13 protein-coding genes are annotated in these 17,581 nt (G+C 64.7%); 1 reads left to right on the top strand and 12 read right to left on the bottom strand.

Annotated elements, in window-relative coordinates; translation table 11 throughout:
- Nucleotides 1-44 precede the first annotated feature (44 nt).
- From FJ979_RS22795 to murA, 7 genes are all read right to left on the bottom strand, one after another.
- Nucleotides 45-1,793 (bottom strand): ABC transporter ATP-binding protein, encoded by a 1,749-nt coding sequence (locus FJ979_RS22795; protein ID WP_140583844.1) that lies wholly within the window; start codon nt 1,791-1,793, stop codon nt 45-47.
- Nucleotides 1,790-2,629, bottom strand: a complete 840-nt coding sequence (locus FJ979_RS22790) for an ABC transporter permease (protein ID WP_140583842.1) — start codon at nt 2,627-2,629, stop codon at nt 1,790-1,792. The genes FJ979_RS22795 and FJ979_RS22790 overlap by 4 nt, the downstream gene beginning before the upstream one ends.
- Nucleotides 2,629-3,588 carry an ABC transporter permease gene (locus tag FJ979_RS22785; RefSeq protein WP_140497735.1) on the bottom strand — a complete coding sequence of 320 codons (960 nt, stop codon included), beginning with the start codon at nt 3,586-3,588 and terminating at the stop codon, nt 2,629-2,631. Before FJ979_RS22785 ends, FJ979_RS22790 begins: the two co-directional genes overlap by 1 nt.
- A gap of 148 nt (nt 3,589-3,736) precedes the next feature.
- Complete coding sequence (locus FJ979_RS22780) at nt 3,737-5,251, bottom strand: ABC transporter substrate-binding protein (RefSeq protein ID WP_140514610.1); 1,515 nt, start codon at nt 5,249-5,251, stop codon at nt 3,737-3,739.
- 140 nt (nt 5,252-5,391) lie between these two features.
- Nucleotides 5,392-6,324 carry an N-acetylmuramic acid 6-phosphate etherase gene (gene murQ / locus FJ979_RS22775; RefSeq protein WP_140583840.1) on the bottom strand — a complete coding sequence of 311 codons (933 nt, stop codon included), beginning with the start codon at nt 6,322-6,324 and terminating at the stop codon, nt 5,392-5,394.
- 174 nt (nt 6,325-6,498) lie between these two features.
- Nucleotides 6,499-7,383, bottom strand: a complete 885-nt coding sequence (locus FJ979_RS22770; RefSeq protein ID WP_140583838.1) for an N-acetylglucosamine kinase — start codon at nt 7,381-7,383, stop codon at nt 6,499-6,501.
- A complete protein-coding gene (gene murA, locus FJ979_RS22765) occupies nt 7,380-8,636 on the bottom strand; it encodes a UDP-N-acetylglucosamine 1-carboxyvinyltransferase (RefSeq protein WP_140497743.1) in 1,257 nt (418 codons plus the stop codon). Before murA ends, FJ979_RS22770 begins: the two co-directional genes overlap by 4 nt.
- A 169-nt stretch (nt 8,637-8,805) precedes the next feature.
- On the opposite strand from murA, the gene FJ979_RS22760 reads away from it, so the two are divergent.
- A complete protein-coding gene (locus tag FJ979_RS22760; protein ID WP_140497745.1) occupies nt 8,806-9,666 on the top strand; it encodes a MurR/RpiR family transcriptional regulator in 861 nt (286 codons plus the stop codon).
- A gap of 15 nt (nt 9,667-9,681) precedes the next feature.
- On the opposite strand, the gene fhuB is transcribed toward FJ979_RS22760, so the two are convergent.
- The 5 genes from fhuB to FJ979_RS22735 all read right to left on the bottom strand — a co-directional run bounded on the left by fhuB (nt 9,682) and on the right by FJ979_RS22735 (nt 17,279).
- Nucleotides 9,682-11,676 (bottom strand): Fe(3+)-hydroxamate ABC transporter permease FhuB, encoded by a 1,995-nt coding sequence (gene fhuB / locus FJ979_RS22755; RefSeq protein WP_210241480.1) that lies wholly within the window; start codon nt 11,674-11,676, stop codon nt 9,682-9,684.
- Between the two features lie 11 nt (nt 11,677-11,687).
- A complete protein-coding gene (locus FJ979_RS22750; protein WP_246673048.1) occupies nt 11,688-12,536 on the bottom strand; it encodes an ABC transporter substrate-binding protein in 849 nt (282 codons plus the stop codon).
- A gap of 49 nt (nt 12,537-12,585) precedes the next feature.
- Nucleotides 12,586-14,775 carry a TonB-dependent siderophore receptor gene (locus tag FJ979_RS22745; RefSeq protein ID WP_140583837.1) on the bottom strand — a complete coding sequence of 730 codons (2,190 nt, stop codon included), beginning with the start codon at nt 14,773-14,775 and terminating at the stop codon, nt 12,586-12,588.
- A 136-nt stretch (nt 14,776-14,911) separates the two neighbouring features.
- Nucleotides 14,912-15,796, bottom strand: a complete 885-nt coding sequence (locus FJ979_RS22740; protein ID WP_181181813.1) for an AraC family transcriptional regulator — start codon at nt 15,794-15,796, stop codon at nt 14,912-14,914.
- Between the two features lie 127 nt (nt 15,797-15,923).
- The gene (locus tag FJ979_RS22735) at nt 15,924-17,279 is read right to left on the bottom strand and encodes a glutamine synthetase family protein (protein WP_140583835.1); all 1,356 of its coding nucleotides are present in this window, start codon (nt 17,277-17,279) and stop codon (nt 15,924-15,926) included.
- Between the last annotated feature and the right edge of the window lie 302 nt (nt 17,280-17,581).

Here is a 17,581-nt window from a genome sequence, read left to right as displayed (position 1 = left end):
GGGGTGCTGTCCCGCCGACCTAACCGAGCCCAGGGCACCATGCATCACCCTTCCACCCTCGCCATATGATCTACCCCAAATTCCTCCCATCTCGCCGGCGCCGGCTCAAACCCTTGCGGGCGCACCAGGGAAGGCACCTGGCGTGTGTCGACCTCGAAACGCTCATGCCGCCGGTCGATGGCCGGAACCGCTGATATGAGCTTCTTCGTGTAGGAATGTTTCGGCGCCGACAGCACCGAGGCCGCGTCTCCGATCTCGACGATCTGGCCGGCATAGATGACGGCGATGCGATGAGCGATCCGCTCGACGACAGCCATATCGTGCGAGATGAACAGATAGGCCAGCCCGAACTCGCGCTGCAGGTCGACCAGCAGCTCCAGCACCTTGGCCTGGACCGAAACATCGAGGGCGGAAACCGCTTCATCCAGAACGACGACCGACGGGTTGAGCATCAGCGCGCGGGCAATGCACAGCCTTTGCCGCTGGCCTCCGGAGAATTCGTGCGGATAGCGCTGCAAACTGTTCTGCGGCAGGCCGACGCGCTCCAGCAGGCTCGCCATCCTGGCTCGCGTTTCGGCATCCGCCCGGCCGCCATTGGCGATCACCGGCTCCGCCAGGATGCTCTCGATGCTCAGCCGCGGGTTGAGCGAAGCGTAGGGATTCTGGAAAACCATCTGCACGGGCTTGGCGCTGTGCTTTGCCGAGGCCGTTCGGGCGCCGACCGAGAAGCTGCCGCGCGTCGAGCGCACCAGCCCAAGGACTGCTTTCGCGGTGGTCGATTTGCCCGAACCGCTCTCGCCGACAATGGCCAATGTCTCTCCCGGCATCAGGTCGAAGTCGACACCGTCGACGGCGTGCACCGCGCTGCTGGCATGGCTGAAGAAACTGCTCCTGAGCGGAAACCGCACCACCAGGCCGTTGACCTCAAGGGCCGGGTCGGTCCTTGTATTCTTGCCGCGCTGTCCGTCCGCGCGTGTCGCGCGGCCGTGGGCGAAATGCGGCACATCCTGCAACAGATGCTGCGTGTAGGCGTCCTGCGGCCTGTCGAGGACCTGGTTCAGTTCGCCCTGTTCCACGGCCTGCCCGTTCTGCATCACCATCACCGTGTCGGCGATCCCGGCGACAAGGCCGATGTCGTGGGTGATGAAGATCATCGACATGCCGCTTTCCTGCTTGAGCTCCGCAAGCAGCGCCATGATCTGCGCCTGTATCGTCACATCGAGCGCCGTGGTCGGTTCGTCGGCGATCAGCAGGCGCGGATTGCAGGCGAGCGCAATGGCGATCATCACCCTTTGCAGCATGCCGCCCGACAGCTGGTTGGGCGTGTATTTCAGCCGCCTTGCCGCATCGGGGATGCGCACCCGGTCGAGCGCGTCCTTGGCCGCCGCCGTGGCCTGCCGGCCGGTCAGGCCGCGATGCAGCCGGAACGATTCCTCGATCTGCGTGCCGATCGTCAGCACAGGATTGAGCGAGGTCATCGGCTCCTGGAAGATCATGCCGATCTCTGCGCCGCGAATCCCGGTCAGTTGCCTCTCGGTCGCGGTCGTCAGGTCGAAGAGACTGCCGTCGGCCCGTTTCAGCGTCATGGCGCCGCCGGTGATGCGGCCGCCGCCGAAATCGATGAGACGGTTGATCGACAGCGCGGTGACCGACTTGCCCGAGCCGCTTTCGCCGACAATGGCCAGCGTTTCGCCGTCCGCGAGGTCGAAGCTGACGCCGCGCACCACCTCATTGGCTTTCGGGTCGCGGCCGAAGCCGACGTTCAGGTCGCGGACCGACAGAAGCGGGATCATGCGAGCGCTCTCCGCATCCTCGGATCGAGGATGTCGCGCAAGGCGTCGCCCAGGAGGTTGAAGCCCAGAATGCTGATCATGATCGCCAGCCCGGGGAAGATCATCAGCCATGGGGCGGTTTCCATCAGATTGCGGCTGTCGCTCAGCATCAGGCCGAGCGAGGCGGCCGGCGGCTGCGTGCCGAGACCGAGGAAGCTCAGGCCGGCCTCGGTCAGCAATGCCCAGGCGAGCGCCAGCGTCACCTGGACGGTTAAGGGCGCGATCAGATTGAGCAGCAGGTGCCGCGTGACGATGTAGCTGGAGCTGCTGCCGAAGGTGCGCGCGGCGTCGACGAATTCGCGCGCCTTGAGCGACAAAGCAGGGCCGCGCACCACGCGTGTGAAAATCGGCATATAGACGACGCCGATGGCGACCACGCTGGTCCATGTGCCCGGTCCGGCAACGGTGACGATCAGCAGCGCCAGAAGAATGGCAGGAAAAGCCAGCAGCACATCCATGATCCGCATCAGCACGCCGTCCCAGCGACGCCCGAGCCAAGCGGCGGCGAGCCCAAGCACGGTGCCGGCAAGCGCGGCGAAGGCGACCGAAAAGAAGGCCACTGTGAAGGACTGGCCGACGCCCGCCATCAGCCGGCTCGCCACGTCGCGGCCGAACAGGTCGGTGCCCATCGAGTAGGCGGCACTGGGCGCATGCAGCCGGTCGACCCGGTATTGCGTGATCGGATTGTGCGGGGTCAGTCCCAACAGGCCGAGGATGGCGACCAGGAGATAGACGCCGACGATCACGCCGCCGATACGGCCGCTGCTGTGCCTGAAGATGGCGCGCAGCATGCGCATCACTGCTCGCCCAGCCGGATGCGCGGATCGAGCGCGACATAGGCGAGGTCGACCAGGAGATTGACGATCATGAAGTTGAAGGCGATGAACAGCACGCTGCCCTGCACCAGCGCGTAGTCGCGCTGGAGGATGGCGTCGAGCACCATGCGGCCGAGGCCGGGCAGGGCATAGATCTGCTCGACGATGACCGCGCCGCCGAGGAGATAGCCGAACTCGATGCCGCTCAGCGTCACCACGGGGATCAGCGCGTTGGGGAGCGCATGTCGCCAGATGACGCTGCGCGCCGAGGCGCCCTTGCTGCGGGCGGTGCGCACATAGTCGTCGCTCAACACGTCGAGCATGGCCGAGCGCGAGATGCGGGTGACCGAGGCGGCGAAGGCGAAGCCGAGCGTGATGGCAGGCAGGATCAGCTGGCTGAGATTACGCAAGGGATCCTGCCAGAGCGGCGTGAATTCGCCCATGGCCGGCAGCACGCCGAAGCCGGCCGACAGCGCGTAGATGATCAAAAGGCCGAGCACGAAGCTCGGCGTCGACTGGCCGATCATAGCGACGACGCGCACACCGAGGTCGGACAGTTTCTCACTATGCGTGGCGGCGTAGATGCCCGCCGGCATGCCGGCTGCGAGTGCGATGATCATCGACAGCACGGCCAGTTCCAGCGTCAGCGGGAAGCGCTCGAGGATGACGTCCAATACCGGCCTACCATAGGTGACGGAGATGCCGAAATTGCCGTGCAGGATGCCGCCGATCCAGCGCCAGTACTGGACGAACCAGGGCTGGTCGATGCCGAAATAGGCGGCGAGCGCATCGCGCTGTGCCGGCGTCAGCAGGCCGGCTTCGGTGCCCAGCATCGCGGTGATCGAATCGCCCGGCACCATCCGGATCGCCACGAAGACCAGGATCGACACGCCAAGCAGGACGAGAGGAAACGCCGCAAGTCGTCGCATCAGATAATTCACGCGAAGAAGACCTCTCGTCTAGAGCATGATGCCGAAAAGTGTGAAACGGTTTTCGGACGACATCATGCTCTATCCCTTTGATCTGGAGGCGGATTCAAATTTCAGGTCGATTCAACCTGAAATCATCCGTCTCCAGGGCCGCCCACGGCTACTGCTGGATGGTAACCTTGCTGAGGCTGAACAGCGTGCCCGTCGGCGTCGGCACGAACCCGGCGACGTTCTTCTGCTGGGCGGTATAGCTGTAGGACGTGTAGAGCCAGATCCAGGGCGAGACTTCGGCGAGGTGCTTCTCGAACTCGGTGAAGATCGCCTTGCGCTTGGCCGGATCGGTCTCGGCGCGGCCTTTCTGCATCAGGCTGTCCAGCGTATCGTCGATGTAGTTGGCCACCTTCTGCAGATTGCCTGATTTGGTCCAGTAGCGGTTATACATGGTGTAGGGGTCGGCGCGGCCGCCATTGAGCGCGATCGCCATGTCGAAATCGCCCTTCAGCCAGGCGTCGACATAGACGTTGAGCTCCATCATCTTGATGTCGAGCTTGACGCCGATCTCGGCGAGCTGCGATTGGATGACCTGGGCTTCTGCCGCCGCCGTCGGCGGCTCGCCGGTGGCGCCGATCACGGTCGCCGAAAAGCCGTCGGCAAAGCCTGCCTCCGCCATCAACTTCTTGGCCTTCTCGACATCACGCTTGTAGCAGAAGAGCTGGCTTGGATCGGTCGCAAGTGCTGGGATGGTCAGCGGTCCGGTGACCTTGCCTTCACCGAGCGCGGCGGTGTCCAGAACCTCCTGCCGGTCGATGGCGCAGGAGATCGCCTGGCGCACCTTGAGTTCGGTCATCGGCTTGCGTGACGGATTGAGCTGCAGCACGTTATAGGCCAGCACCGGCGCGCGGTTCAGTTGCAGGCTAGCCTCCTTCGGCACCAGCGTGGCGACGAGCGGATCGTTGAGCAGCGCGAAATCGACCTGCTTGGTGCGCATGGCGGCGAGGATCGCCGCTTCATCGGGCAGCACGCTGATTTCGATACCGTCGACGCCGGTCGCGCCGCCGGCCCATTCCTTGTTGGCGCTCAAGACTTCCTTGGCGTTGGGGTCCCATTTATCGAGCTTGAACGGGCCGGAGCCGACCGTTTTGGTGCCGATCGAGCCGGCCTTGATCTCGGCCGCCGGCACGATGGCCGCGTTGATGTCGCTCATCGCCGTCAGGATCGGCGCGTCGGGCTGCGATAAATGGAACACGACGGTTCCAACGTCCGGCGTGTCGATGCTGGCGATCGACAGGAAGTTGGCGCGGGCGGCGGCGCCTGTCTTCTCGTCCAGGATGCGCTCGAAAGACGCCTTGACGTCGGCCGAGGTCACGGCAGCGCCGTCCTGGAATTTCGCCTTGGGATCGAGCTTGAAGGTCAGCTCCTTGCCGTCCTTGGAGAATTCCCAGGACGTGGCGATGGCCGGGATGATCTGCAGGCTGGCATCGACCCGCACCAGCGGCTCATAGATCAGCTCCAGGAGCCGCAGCGAGGAAAAGGCCGTCTGCTTGTGCGGATCAAGTCCCGTTGCGTCCTGCGACCAGGCCATGTGCAGCGTCGCCGCCTGCGTCGAGACCGTGGCGATGCCGAGCATGGCTGCGAGCGTGACGCCCGACAGCAGCTTTCTTGTGAGGTGAACCATTCTCGTCTCCCATCTTTGCTTGAACCCGATGCCCTTGCAGTTTCTGCGGACCGCTTCCAAGACACACGCGCTTTGGAGCATCGGCCCAGTCTATGCGGCTTCGCGCCGTCTTGTGTAAAGCAGCTTCACGCCGTCTGGTTTCAAGCGCCTTCATGCGTCTCGTCGCTGATTGCCTTTCGCAGGAAACCCCTTGCCTTGGCGAGGGCTGCGCGCGCCTCCTCGACCTCAAGCCCGGTGATGGTCAGCAGGATCGCCAGCTTCACGTCGTTGCCGGTCCGGCCGAGCGCCTGGCGCGCCTGCGCCGCCGTGCAGCCTGTGGTCTGCATCACGATCCTGGTTGCCCTGGCGACCAGTTTCCTGTTGGACGGATTAAGGTCCACCATCAGGTTCTGGTAGCTCTTGCCGATGCGGATCATCGAGGCCGTGCTCAGCATGTTGAGCACCAGCTTCTGCGCCGTTCCGGATTTCAGCCGCGTCGAGCCGGTCAGCACCTCGGGACCGACGACCGGCGAGATGGCGATGTCGGCAATGCCTGCTATGGTCGATGCCGGATTGCAGGACAGGGCGACCGTCGTTGCCCCCACCTGCTTGGCATAATTCAACCCGCCGATCACATAGGGCGTGCGCCCGCTGACCGCGATGCCGACCACCACGTCGTCCGGAGTGAGCTTGATGTCCTGCAAGGCCCTGGCGCCCATCTTGGGATCATCCTCGGCGCCTTCGGTCGAGCGCACCAGCGCGTCGGGCCCGCCGGCGATCAGGCCAACGACCATGCCTTCCGGCACGCCGAAAGTGGGCGGACATTCCGAGGCGTCGAGCACGCCCAGCCGGCCGCTGGTGCCGGCGCCCATATAGATAAGCCGAGCGCCTTTCTGGAAGGCGAGGACGATGCGGTCGACCGCGGCCGCGATGTCCGGCAGCACCTTTTCGACCGCTGCCGGAACCACCCGGTCCTCGTCGTTGATCTTGCGCAGCACATCGATCGTCGGCAGCAGGTCGATGTCCATGGTCCGCGGATTCCGGCCTTCGGAAACCAGCCGGTCCAGCTCGGACATCAAACCTTGCTCGCTCATCCCAGTGCTTTCAAATCAGTGCTTTCAAAAATCAGGCCGCTCAGCCTGTTCGGAAGTGGTTCCTCTTTGGCTCCGGCACACGCGTATTTCGTTATGCTACCCCGTTTCGTTAACGTATTAGAATTCAATATTCGGTCCGTCAACGGAAAGATGGAATAAATTATTCCTTCCGCGCTAATGCTTGCCGAGTGACCTGCGGGCAAGAATGATCGCCCCGGAAACCGCGTCGCCATCGGCGGCTTTCAGGCGCCGGCGAACGTCGGGTGCGAGCCATGGTTCGAGCGGACTGGCGAGCCCGCCCAGCAGGGCCACGCGCGGCGCGCCTTTTTCGAACAGAACCCGCACCAGCGTGTCGATCTGTTCGGCGGCCTTTTGCACGATGCGCCGCCCTGCCGGATCGCCCTGGTCGGCGTGGCGCATCACCATCGGCGCCAGGGCCGCATAGTCGGTGGCGCTGGCGCGGTCCATCCAGGCCACGGCTTGCATCGGGTCGTTCTCGAAACGCTGCATGACTTCCGCCAGCAGTGCCGTGCGCTCATGCCGGCCGTCATGGGCGCGCAACGCCAACTGCACGGCCTTCAAGCCGAAATCGGCGCCGCTGCCTTCGTCGGAGATCGGAAAGCCATAGCCTCCGGCGCGCAGGTCGCGCCCTTCGACGAAGCCGAGCCCGATCGAACCGGTGCCGGCGATGACGATGGCGCCGTCCTGGCCCGAATGCGCGCCAAGGCAGGCGGCGACGCCGTCGCTGACGAAATCGATGCTGGCAAAGGGATGCGCGATCGCCCGCAGCGCCTCCAGCGCGCCCTTGCGGCCGATCCCGGCAAGACCGATGCCGGCGTGGATCCGGGTGGTCTCGGCCGCGCCGAACCCTGCCTCCTCGATCGCCGCGCCAAAGGCCTTGGCAACCGACGCCCAGGCCGCGTCGATGCCGAGCCGCGTCGACGCCGGACCCGAGAGGCCTTGTCCCAGCACGATCCCTTCGGCGTCCTCGATACGGGCGCGGCAGCCGGTCCCGCCGCCGTCGACGCCGAGAAAATAATCGGGGCGGCCGTTGTTCATGCGCTCAGCCGCTCGATGTCGGCGCCGCACAGACGCAGCTTGCGGTCCAGTTGCTCATAGCCACGGTCGAGATGATAGACCCGGTTGATGGTCGTCTCGCCCTCGGCGACCAAGGCCGCCAGCACCAGCGACACCGAGGCGCGCAAATCGGTGGCCATGACTTGCGCGCCATGCAGTTTCTCGCCGCCGCGCACCAGCGCGGTGGTGCCTTGCAGCTTGATGTTGGCGCCGAGCCGCATCAGTTCGGGAACATGCATGAAGCGGTTCTCGAAAATGGTTTCGCGCAGCAGCGACGCGCCCTGCGCGCAGCACATCAGCGCCATGAACTGCGCCTGGAGATCGGTCGGAAAGCCCGGATAGGGTTCCGTCGTGACGTCGGCGGCCTTGAGCGGCCGCTCGCGCGACACGATGAGCCCGCGGTCGCCCGGCCAGACGCCGACGCCGGTCGCCTCCAGCAGTTGCACCACCGAGGCCATGTGCTCGAGCCGGGCATGCGTCAGTTCCAGTTGCCCGCCGGTGATCGCCGCGGCGATGGCATAGGTGCCGGCCTCTATCCGGTCCGGAATGATGTCGTGCCTGGCCGCGCGCCAGTCCGTGTCGCCGGCGATCAGGATGCGATGTGTGCCGGCACCTTCGACACGCGCGCCCATCGCGTTGAGGCAAGCCGCGAGGTCGGCCACTTCGGGCTCGCGCGCCGCGTTGAGGATTTCGGTTTCGCCCTTGGCCGTGGTCGCCGCCATCATGGCGGTTTCCGTCGCCCCGACCGACGGCGAGCTCAGGACGATGCGCGTGCCGGTGAGCCCGTTCGGCGCCGAGGCGACGATCAGCCCGTTCTCGATGGCGATGCGGGCGCCCAGCGCCGCGAGTGCGGCGACATGCATGTCGACCGGCCGCGCGCCGATAGCGCAGCCGCCAGGCAGCGAAACCCGCGCATGGCCGAAACGGGCGAGCAGCGGCGCCAGCACCAGCACCGTCGCGCGCATCTTTCTGACGGTGTCGTAGGACGTCTCCCTGGAAACGGCGGCACGGGTGTCGATCGTCGCGGCATGGGCCGATCGCGTCACCTCGGCGCCGTGCAGCCGCACCACGCCGAGCATGTTCTCGACGTCGGTCACATCGGGCAGGTTGGTCAGTTCGAGCGGGTAGGGGCTTAGCAGCGCCGCCGCGATCTGCGGCAGAGCGGCGTTCTTGGCGCCCGATATGGTGACCGCGCCTTGCAGTCTTTGCCCGCCGACGATGCGCAGTCTGTCCATGGCTGAAACCTTGTGCGCCGGGCCGCGTCCGGGCGCGGCGCTCTCGAAAGCTGTTCCCGAGCTCAATCCGGCCCGCTTAAGAATTAATTCCGCGTTCTTGGCTGTCAATCGAAATTGGAATAAATTATTCCTTGGCCGTGCGGCTGGACGCCAAAGCGCAAGGGGGATCATGTCCGTTCTGAACAGGATCAATGCCAAGCTCGACGGCATGGCGCCCGGCGATCGTGAGATCGGCCAGTACATCGTCGAAAATCCCGAGGAGATGCTGCGGCTGTCGACGGCTGCTCTTGCGGCTGAGATCGGGCGCAGCCAGTCGAGCGTCGTCAAATTCAGCCAGAAGCTCGGCTATGCCAGCTACCAGGAGCTCAAGCTCGCCGTCAGCGAAGCCAAGGCGCGGGAATGGCAGGTGCCGGCCGGTATGATCCACGGTTCGATCGAAGTCGGCGACGGCTATCAGGTCATCTTGAAGAAGCTGATCGGCAGCAAGCTTCTGTCGATGGAGCGGACCGTCGCCGCCAACAGCGAGCGGATCATCTCCAGGGCGCTGGAATTGCTGGATGGTGCGCGCCGCATACATCTGGCCGGCGTCGGCGCCTCCTCGCTGGTGGCGCGTGATTTCTCCTACAAGCTGATGAAGCTTGGCCGCAATGTGCTGCATGACAGCGACAGCCATATCCAGATGGCCAATGCCTCGACGCTCGGGCCTGACGATGTGCTGTTCGCGCTCTCCCATTCGGGCGCCAGCATCGAAACTCTGCGCATCGCCGAGCTTGCCCGCAAGCGCGGCACCATGGTGATCGCGGTCACCGGCCTGCACGACAATCCGCTGAGCCGCGTTGCCGATATCTGCCTCTACACCATCGCCGACGAGGAGCGTGCGCGCTCATCGTCCATCACCGCGCGCGATGCGCAGCTGACTCTGACCGACCTTCTGTTCATCCTCCTGGTGCAGAAGCAGCCGGACGCCAATGACTACGTCCACAACAGCGAGGCGGCGGTCTCGGTGCTGAAGGCCGAATGGTCTTCCTGACATGCCCGGACCGCGTCAGCCCTGACGAGGCACGCCCTTGGCAAGCAGGTAGACGAGATACGGCCCGCCGAGCAGTGAGGCGAACAGGCCGACAGGCAGTTCGTACGGGAAGGCCGCCATGCGCGACAGCCAGTCCGATATGGTCATCAGCAAGGCGCCCAGAAGCATCGCCCCGGCAAGATGAATGCGTGCGCGCCAAAAGCCGAGGAGCCGGGCAAGGTGTGGCGCGATCAGGCCGACGAAGCTCAACGGGCCGACGATCAAAGCGGCCAGCGCGGTCAGGAGCGCGCTGACGACGACCAGCATCAGCCGCCCGCCGGCTACGGGCACGCCAAGTCCGCGCGCGCTGTCGGCCCCGAGCGGCAGGATGTCCAGCCAGCGCGCGGCAAGAAAAAGCGGCAGCGTCAGTGGCAACAGGCAGGCCAGTGCAACGGCTGCGTCCAGGGCGGTCGCCTGGCCGGTCGAACCGCTCAGCCAGCGCAACAGCACATAGGACTGTGTATTGCCCATCGCGATCGTCGCGGTGATCAGCGCGCTGCACAGTGCGCTCATGGCAATGCCGGCAAGCAGCAATCGGTCGGCGCCGAACTTTGCCTTGGCGGCGATGGCCAGCATGGCGGCCAGTGCCGCCAGTGAGCCCGCGGCCGAGCCGGCGAGCTGCCAGCCGAGCCCGGTCGTTGCGCTGACCGTCAGCACGGCGGTCAGACCGGCGCCCGCGCCGGTGCCGACGCCAAGCACTTCGGGGCTCGCCAGAGGGTTGCCGGTAACGCGCTGGATGACCACGCCCGCCGCCGCGAGCATCGCGCCGGCGGCCGCGGCCACGCCGACACGCGGCGCGCGCCAGGAGACGAGATCGGCCAGCAGGTCGCAGCCGGCGATCGACCACCCTGCCGGTCCACGCCCGACGACGAGAGCCAAGGCGGCGGCGGCAAATGTGAGCGCAAGCAGGACGAAGATGATGAGCCATGGCCGGCGAGCCTTGCGCGGTGCCGCGCCATTGGAACCGAGATGCGGCCATTCGAACATGCGCAGCCTCGGCAACAGCCACAGCAGCAGTGGGCCGCCCAGAAGCGCGGTTCCCGCGCCGGTCGGAATGCGCTCGCCGCCGGCTCCGGCGGCGAGCTGGACCAGCCCGTCCGTCAGCCACAGCAGTACTGCGCCGATCAGCGGCGCGGCGACCAGCTTCTGCCGCAGGGTGCGCGCGCCCGAAAGCGTGGCGAGCGCCGGCGCGGCAAGGCCGACGAAACCGATGACGCCGATCTGCGCCGCGACAGTCGTTGCCATCCACACCGCAAGCGCGATGATGAGAAAGCGGCTGGTGTGGCGGGCAACGCCAAGGCCGCGCGCCGAGGCGTCGTCGAGGCCAAGGATGGTCAGCGGCCGCAGCAGCATCAGCGCCGCGGCGGCGCCGGCCGCCAGCCTGATCGTCAGGGCGATAGCCGGTTGCCAATCCTGCTGCACCAGCGACCCGCCGCCCCAGATGAACAGCGAGAACAGGTAGTCGCCATTGGCGAGGATCAGCGCGGCGCTGACGGAACTCGCGGTCAGCGCCACCATCATTCCGGCGAGCACGACCGACACCGGCTCCAGCCCGCGCCGCCAGGTCAACGCCAGCACCAGCAGCACAGCGGCGGTGCCGCCGGCAAAGGCCACCAGCCCTTGCGATCGCTCCATCAGCAACGGCGCGTAAAGCGAGGCGAGCGTCATCGCCAGTTGCGCGCCGCCCGAAATGCCGAGCGTCGATGGTTCCGCCAGCGGATTGCGCAGCACATGCTGCAACAGCAGGCCGGACAGGCCGAGCACGGCGCCCGCCAGCACCGCTACGACGGCGCGCGGCAGCGAGCTGTAGAACAGGATGACATGGCGGAGATCGCCCGGCACCGATGCCGGCTGCTGCATGCCGACGCGCCATGCGAACAAGAGTGCGGCCAGCCCCGCGAGCAGGCCCCATAGGATTATGGGCGACAGCGCGCCGCCGATGGTGCGGTGAGGTATCTCGCTTCGGGCCACAGCGCGCTCCGTCACGAAGCATGACCCGCAAGCGCCGCCGTCGCCAGCCGCGCGAAGCGGCGCGCCGACGGCAGGCAGCCGAAATGGTTGATCGCTTCGAGCACCGCAACGCGGCCTTTGCTCACGGCCGGCAGCGCGTTCCACAACGCATTGGTGGGAAGCGAGCGCCCGACATCCGCCGGCAAGGGCGAGACGATCAGGATGGAGGCCTCGGGCACCCGCGCCAGCGCCTCCAGGCCAACGGGTGCTGCCGCGCTGTAACTTGTCTCGTCGGACCAGGCATTGACCAGGCCGAGCCGCGTGAGCACGTCACCGAACATGGAGTCCCGGCCGAAGGCGCGGAAGTGCCTGGAGTCGCCGAGGCTAATGACAAAGACCGGCCGTGCGGACCTGGTTGGCATGGCGGCGCGACGCCGCGCTATGTCGTCGGCGGTTTCGTCGACGTAACGCTTCGCTTCGGCCGGTCGTCCGAGCTTTTCGCCCAGGGCCAGCGTCGCTGCCTCGGCGAGTGCGTAGGGCGGCACTCCGGCCTCGTAGACGGTTTGCGCGAACACCGGCGCGATGCGTTCCAGAATCGGGCGTTGGTACTCGTAGAAATTGGAGATGACGATCAGGTCCGGCGCGACGATGCGCAACAGCTCGTAGTTGGGCGTGCCGCGCAGTCCGAGATCGGTCACGGATTGGGGAATTGCAGGCTCGACCGCAATCCTGCGGAACTGGATCAGTTCGGCCGCCGCCGCCGGCTCGATGCCGAGCGCCAGAAGCGTTTCCAGCATGCCCCAATCGATCGCGGCAACATTTGTCGTCGTAGTCCTGCCGGCAACCGGCGGCAGCAAGGCCGCGGCCGTTAGCGCAAGCACCTGCCGTCTGTTGGGCGGATGGATCATCGCCGGCGGGTTCGGTCCATGATTACCAACTCGTGTGCGCCTTCAGCTTGAAGGAGCGGCCTTCGCCGTAGGAGCAGGTGAGCGTTGTCTGACAGCTCGACACATAGGTCTTGTCGAAAAGGTTGGTGATGTTGAGGTCGACGCCCCAGTTCTCCTTCTCGTAGCCGAGCTTCAGGTCGGCCAGCGTCACCGCCGGAACCTTCGCCGTATTCTCATTGTCTGCCCATGAGGAGCCGATATAGCGCAACCCGCCGCCAATCGAGATGCCGTCATACCAGTCGCCACGGAAGGTGTAATCGACCGATGCGGAAGCCATCACTTCCGGCACGATGAAAGGCGTCTTGCCGATGAGCGCCGGGTTGGCGTCCTTGGTGATGTCGATGTCGTAAGCTGTGAATGCACCGGTAACCCGGAAATCCTCCGTCACGTTCACCTTGCCTTCGAGTTCGACGCCGCGTGAACGCACCTCGCCGGTCTGCATCTGGGTGAAGGGAGTGACATTCGACGGCACGTTCTGGCGGGTCAGGTCGAACAGCGACAGGGTGAACAGGCCATCGATAAAAGTCGGCACGTATTTCACGCCGACTTCGTATTGCGTGCCCTCTTCCGGCTTGAACAGATTGCCCATCGCATCGGTGCCGATGATCGGATTGAAGAAGGTGGCGATGCTGGCATAGGGGGTTACGCCGTTGGCAAACTCATAGGCCAGGCCGGCGCGGCCGGAGAAATCGCCAACCGTGCTGCTCTGCGTGCTGGAGCCCGCCGAGTAATAGGTCGGGCGGTTGTCGGCTTCGAGCCAGCCACGGTCGTAGCGGCCGTTCAGCGTCACCAGCCAGCCGTCGCCGAAGCGCATTTGATCCTGTGCATAGAAGCCAAGCTGTTTCTGCGTCAGGTCCTGATTGAGATAGCTGACGCGAGGTGTCAGCGGCGAACCGTACACCGGATCGAAAGCGTCGATTGGATTGTCATAATTGGGATCGTAGAGGCCGGACGACTGTACCTGGTCGATGTTGTAATATTTGAAATCGACGCCAGCGAGGATCGTATGTTCGATCGCTCCGGTCGCCACCTTGCCTTCGATCTGGTTGTCGGCGAGGAACGTCTTGGCCGTGGTGTCATGATCGAAATTGATCCGCGCCAGCTCGGTCGGCCCTCCGATCGTTGACCAGCCGTTCGGATAGACGCTGACCTCGTTGATGTCGGCGGCGGTGAAACGGGCGCTGGAGCGAACGGTCCAGTCATTGTCGAACGTGTGCTCGAACTCGTAGCCGAGGGAGCCCTGTTCGCGCTTGTAGAGATCGATGCTCGGCTCCGTGAAGTTCGCATCGGGATCGATGCGGCCATAGTTCACGCCGCCGACAATGTGATCGACCACGGTGCCATCGTAGGGCAGGAAGCTGCCGCCATTATGGTTCTCGTCGATGTGGCTGTAATTGGCCAGTATGGTTAGCGTGGTCGCTTCGTCTGGCTTCCAGCTAATGCTCGGCGAGATGAAGCCGCGCCAGCCGTTCTGCAGGTCGCTGTAGGTATCGCCGCCGGCGACCTTGCCCGTCATCCGGTAGCTGACCGTGCCGTTGCTGGCGACATCGCCGATGTCGAAGCCGAGATAGACATTGCCGGCATCGTTGATGCCGGTTTCGACATAGCGCGTGCGTTCGAAATCCGGGCGCTTGCTGACATAGTTGACCAGGCCGCCCGGATTGCTGCCGCCATAAAGCACCGAGGCCGGCCCCTTCAGCACTTCGATGCGCTCAAGGCCGAAGCTGTCGACATAGAAACCGCCGAAACCATAACTGAACAGCTGGAGGCCATCCATGTAGGTGCCGGTGGCCGTTGCATCGAAGCCGCGAATGTACATCCAGTTGGTGTCGCTGTCGGGACCGAAGGGTTGGGCAAAGACGCCGGCGGTGTAGCGCAGCGCCTCGTCAGCTTTCTGTGCACCCTGATCGTCGATCTCCTGCCGTCCGACCACCGAGACGGATTGCGGGACCTCCTTGATGTCGATCGCCGTCTTGGAACCGGTTCTGGTCGTCTTGGCGACGACGCCGTCGACCGGCCCGGTCGCGCTGTCTCCGGCCTCGCCCTCGACAACGACCGGTTCAAGCTGGGTGCTGGATTGCGCCGTCTGCGCGAACGCCGGCACTGGCGGGATCATCGCGGCAGCGGCGACGCCGGCCGCCAGAAGCGCCTTGATCCGGTAAATTCTGCTCATCAGGAAAGTCCCCGCCTGTCGTCGTTGAGATACTTGATGGTTTACCTCAACTTATCAACGGGTCATTGGACTGATTTGGGCGGCTTGTCCATTCTTGTCCAAACCACTGATATCACGGTGCCGTGTTGCGGAAATGTCACCGGCGGCCGGCGCTCTTCATCCACGCACCCGGGGTCAATCCGACCACGGACTTGAACACGCGGGTAAGGTGCGCCTGGTCGAAGAAGCCGGTGGCCTGGGCGATGTCGCCAAGCGAGGCAGCCTCATGCGCCATCATCGCCTTTGCCCTGTCGATCCGCGCCTGCATCTGCCAGCGATGCGGCGGCACGCCCGTTGCTGCCTTGAAGGCATGGCTCATCGCGGTTTCGGACAGGCCGGTCAGCGCGGCAAGATCAGCAAGGCGGATCCTGTCCAGGCAGTGGGCGTCGATGTAATCCGTGACGAGGCGCAGTTTGCGGCGGGGCAGGGGCGACCGGCGCCTGGCGGCACTTGGCCGGTCTATCTGGAAAAGGCATGCGAACAAGGCGTTGAGCAGACCTTCGCCATAAAGATCATGCAGGTTCCACTCGCTGCCGCATTCAGCGGCGATAAGCCCGGCAAGCGTAGCGATCCGATCATCGCGAAACTGGAGGCGCGATATCTGCAAGGCATCGCGATCGAGGCTGCGGCCGAAGCGGCGGGTCAGTGTCGCCGCGTCGAAATGAAGGTCGAGATGCCTGATCCGTTTGAGTCCTTCGACGCGGCCGCGGATCGGCACCCCGGCCGGTATATAGGCTATGGAAAACGCCTGGTTGTGGCGGCGCGGTTCGCCCTGGGCGCCTTCGACGACGAAGGCACCGTCGCCGTCGATATCGAGAGCGACGAACAGCCGGGGGTCGGGAGAGACGTAATAACCCTCGGCATTGTCACCGCATGAGACATCCCAGAGGTCGGCGACGACGCCGTCCCAGACGTGCCATTTCAGCTCGCCGATCGCGGCAAATCCCTGAATCCGGCTCTCCATGCGCGCGACAAAGGTCAATTCTGCTTATCCCGGGCATAAACATGATAGAAAAGATCATGTTTATGCCCGGTCAGCGACAGCACCGCAAGCCCTTGCGTTCGAAGGTCGTGCTGAACCGACGCCGCTGCTGTCGGTCAGCGCAGCCTCAGACGCTTTCGAGATAGGTCTCGATCTCGAAGTCGCTGACGTTGAGCGCGAATGTATTCAGTTCCTGGCGTTTGCAGGCGATGAAAGAGTGGCGCAGGATCGCCGGGAAGATCTCCGCCACATGTGTCCCGCTTTCAAAGACCGCGATCGCGGATGCCCAGTCCGGCGGCAACTTGGCCGGGGCAAGGCCTTGCCCGTCGTTCCCGGTTGGGTCGCCCGGTGACATCTGCCTTTCGATGCCGACCAGTGCCGCGCCCAGTATGGCGGCAAGCACAAGATAGGGATTGGCGTCCGCTCCCGACACGCGATGCTCGATCCGGCGCGCACCGGTCGGGCCGCCGGGAATGCGGATCGCGACCATGCGGTTCTCGTAACCCCAGGCGACGGCGGTCGGCGCGTAGGATCTCGGCCGGAGCCTGCGGTAGGAGTTGAAATGCGGCGCGAACACCAGCGTGCTCTCGGCCATCGCCGCCAGCAGTCCGCCGACAGCGTGGCGCATAATGCCGGAGCCCTGGTCGGTGCCGTCGTCGAAGACGTTGCGCCCGTTGGCGTCGACAAGGCTGAAATGGACGTGGAAGCCGTTGCCGGCTCGGTCGCCATAAGGCTTGGCCATGAAGCAGGCGGCAAAGCCGTGCTTGCGGGCAATGCCCTTCACCGTGCGCTTGAACAGGACGGCGTCGTCGGCCGCCCGCAGCGCGTCCGCGACATGGTTCAAATTGATCTCGAACTGGCCGACGCCGTTCTCGGCAATGGCGGTATCGACGGGAATGCCTTGTGCCCGGCAGGCTTCGTAGATGTCGTGGATGAAGGCCTCGAAGTCGTCGATCTCGTCGATTGACAGTGCCGCGTCGGAATCCAGACGCCGCCCGGTGACCGGCGAGACAGGCCCGACCGGTCGCTGCGATTGCGGGTCGACAAGATAGAATTCGAGCTCGGTGGCGGCCACAGGCGTCAGGCCCAAAGCCTTGTAGCGGTCGAGGATACGGGCCAGTGCCCGCCGGGGATCCCCGAGATACGGTGCGCCGCCTTCGTCGGCGAGCCAGAGCGGGATGAGGGCGGTCGGATGCGCCGTCCAGTTCACCGGAAGGATGCCGCGGCCGGTCCATTGGCACAATCCGTCTGCGTCGCCGGTCGAGAACACCAGCGCGTTGCCTTCGATATCCTCGCCCCAGATGTCCAGCCCGATCAGCGAATAGGGCATGCGCAGCTTGCCCTCCAGTGCCTTGCGCGCCTGCTCGACGGGGATGCGCTTTCCCCGCATGATGCCGTTGAGGTCGCACACCGCGGCCCTCAGGCTCTGGATGTCGTTTCGGCTCTCAAGCCAGCTCAGAACGTCCGCAATTGCATCGCCCAATTTCCAACCTCTGGTTTCGAAGGTGCCCGAGCCCTGATCGGCCGCGCTGTCCCTGGTAAAAATGGCTTGTGAGTTTTCGGGATCCATATCTGGCCGCAGCCGGATGTTTCCCTATTTATTCAAGTCATTAGCTGGGATGTCGGGAGGCATTTCAAAACCAGTTGCGCGATCTGCGACCGAAACATAGAGGCAAGAGCGTGGAAAGCCAAGGCTCGGCATCGGGCTTGTCGTAAGCACATGAGTTGTCCGGATTAGGTAGCACGTGAGTTGTCCGGTTTTATCGCCAGCGGATGGAGGCTGGG

The sequence above is a fragment of the Mesorhizobium sp. B1-1-6 genome, from assembly GCF_006443035.1.
In the GTDB taxonomy this organism is placed as follows: domain Bacteria; phylum Pseudomonadota; class Alphaproteobacteria; order Rhizobiales; family Rhizobiaceae; genus Mesorhizobium.
The sequence above is the reverse complement of the archived record's forward strand: the minus strand, read 5'-3'. Positions and strand labels throughout refer to the sequence as shown.

Excerpts from the sequence above, each read along its gene's own strand:
- FJ979_RS22795 (WP_140583844.1), bottom strand. The coding sequence starts at position 1,793 with ATGATCCCGCTTCTGTCGGTCCGCGACCTGAACGTCGGCTTCGGCCGC.
- FJ979_RS22790 (WP_140583842.1), bottom strand. The coding sequence starts at position 2,629 with ATGCGCATGCTGCGCGCCATCTTCAGGCACAGCAGCGGCCGTATCGGC.
- FJ979_RS22780 (WP_140514610.1), bottom strand. The coding sequence starts at position 5,251 with ATGGTTCACCTCACAAGAAAGCTGCTGTCGGGCGTCACGCTCGCAGCC.
- murQ (WP_140583840.1), bottom strand. The coding sequence starts at position 6,324 with ATGAGCGAGCAAGGTTTGATGTCCGAGCTGGACCGGCTGGTTTCCGAA.
- FJ979_RS22770 (WP_140583838.1), bottom strand. The coding sequence starts at position 7,383 with ATGAACAACGGCCGCCCCGATTATTTTCTCGGCGTCGACGGCGGCGGG.
- murA (WP_140497743.1), bottom strand. The coding sequence starts at position 8,636 with ATGGACAGACTGCGCATCGTCGGCGGGCAAAGACTGCAAGGCGCGGTC.
- FJ979_RS22760 (WP_140497745.1), top strand. The coding sequence starts at position 8,806 with ATGTCCGTTCTGAACAGGATCAATGCCAAGCTCGACGGCATGGCGCCC.
- FJ979_RS22745 (WP_140583837.1), bottom strand. The coding sequence starts at position 14,775 with ATGAGCAGAATTTACCGGATCAAGGCGCTTCTGGCGGCCGGCGTCGCC.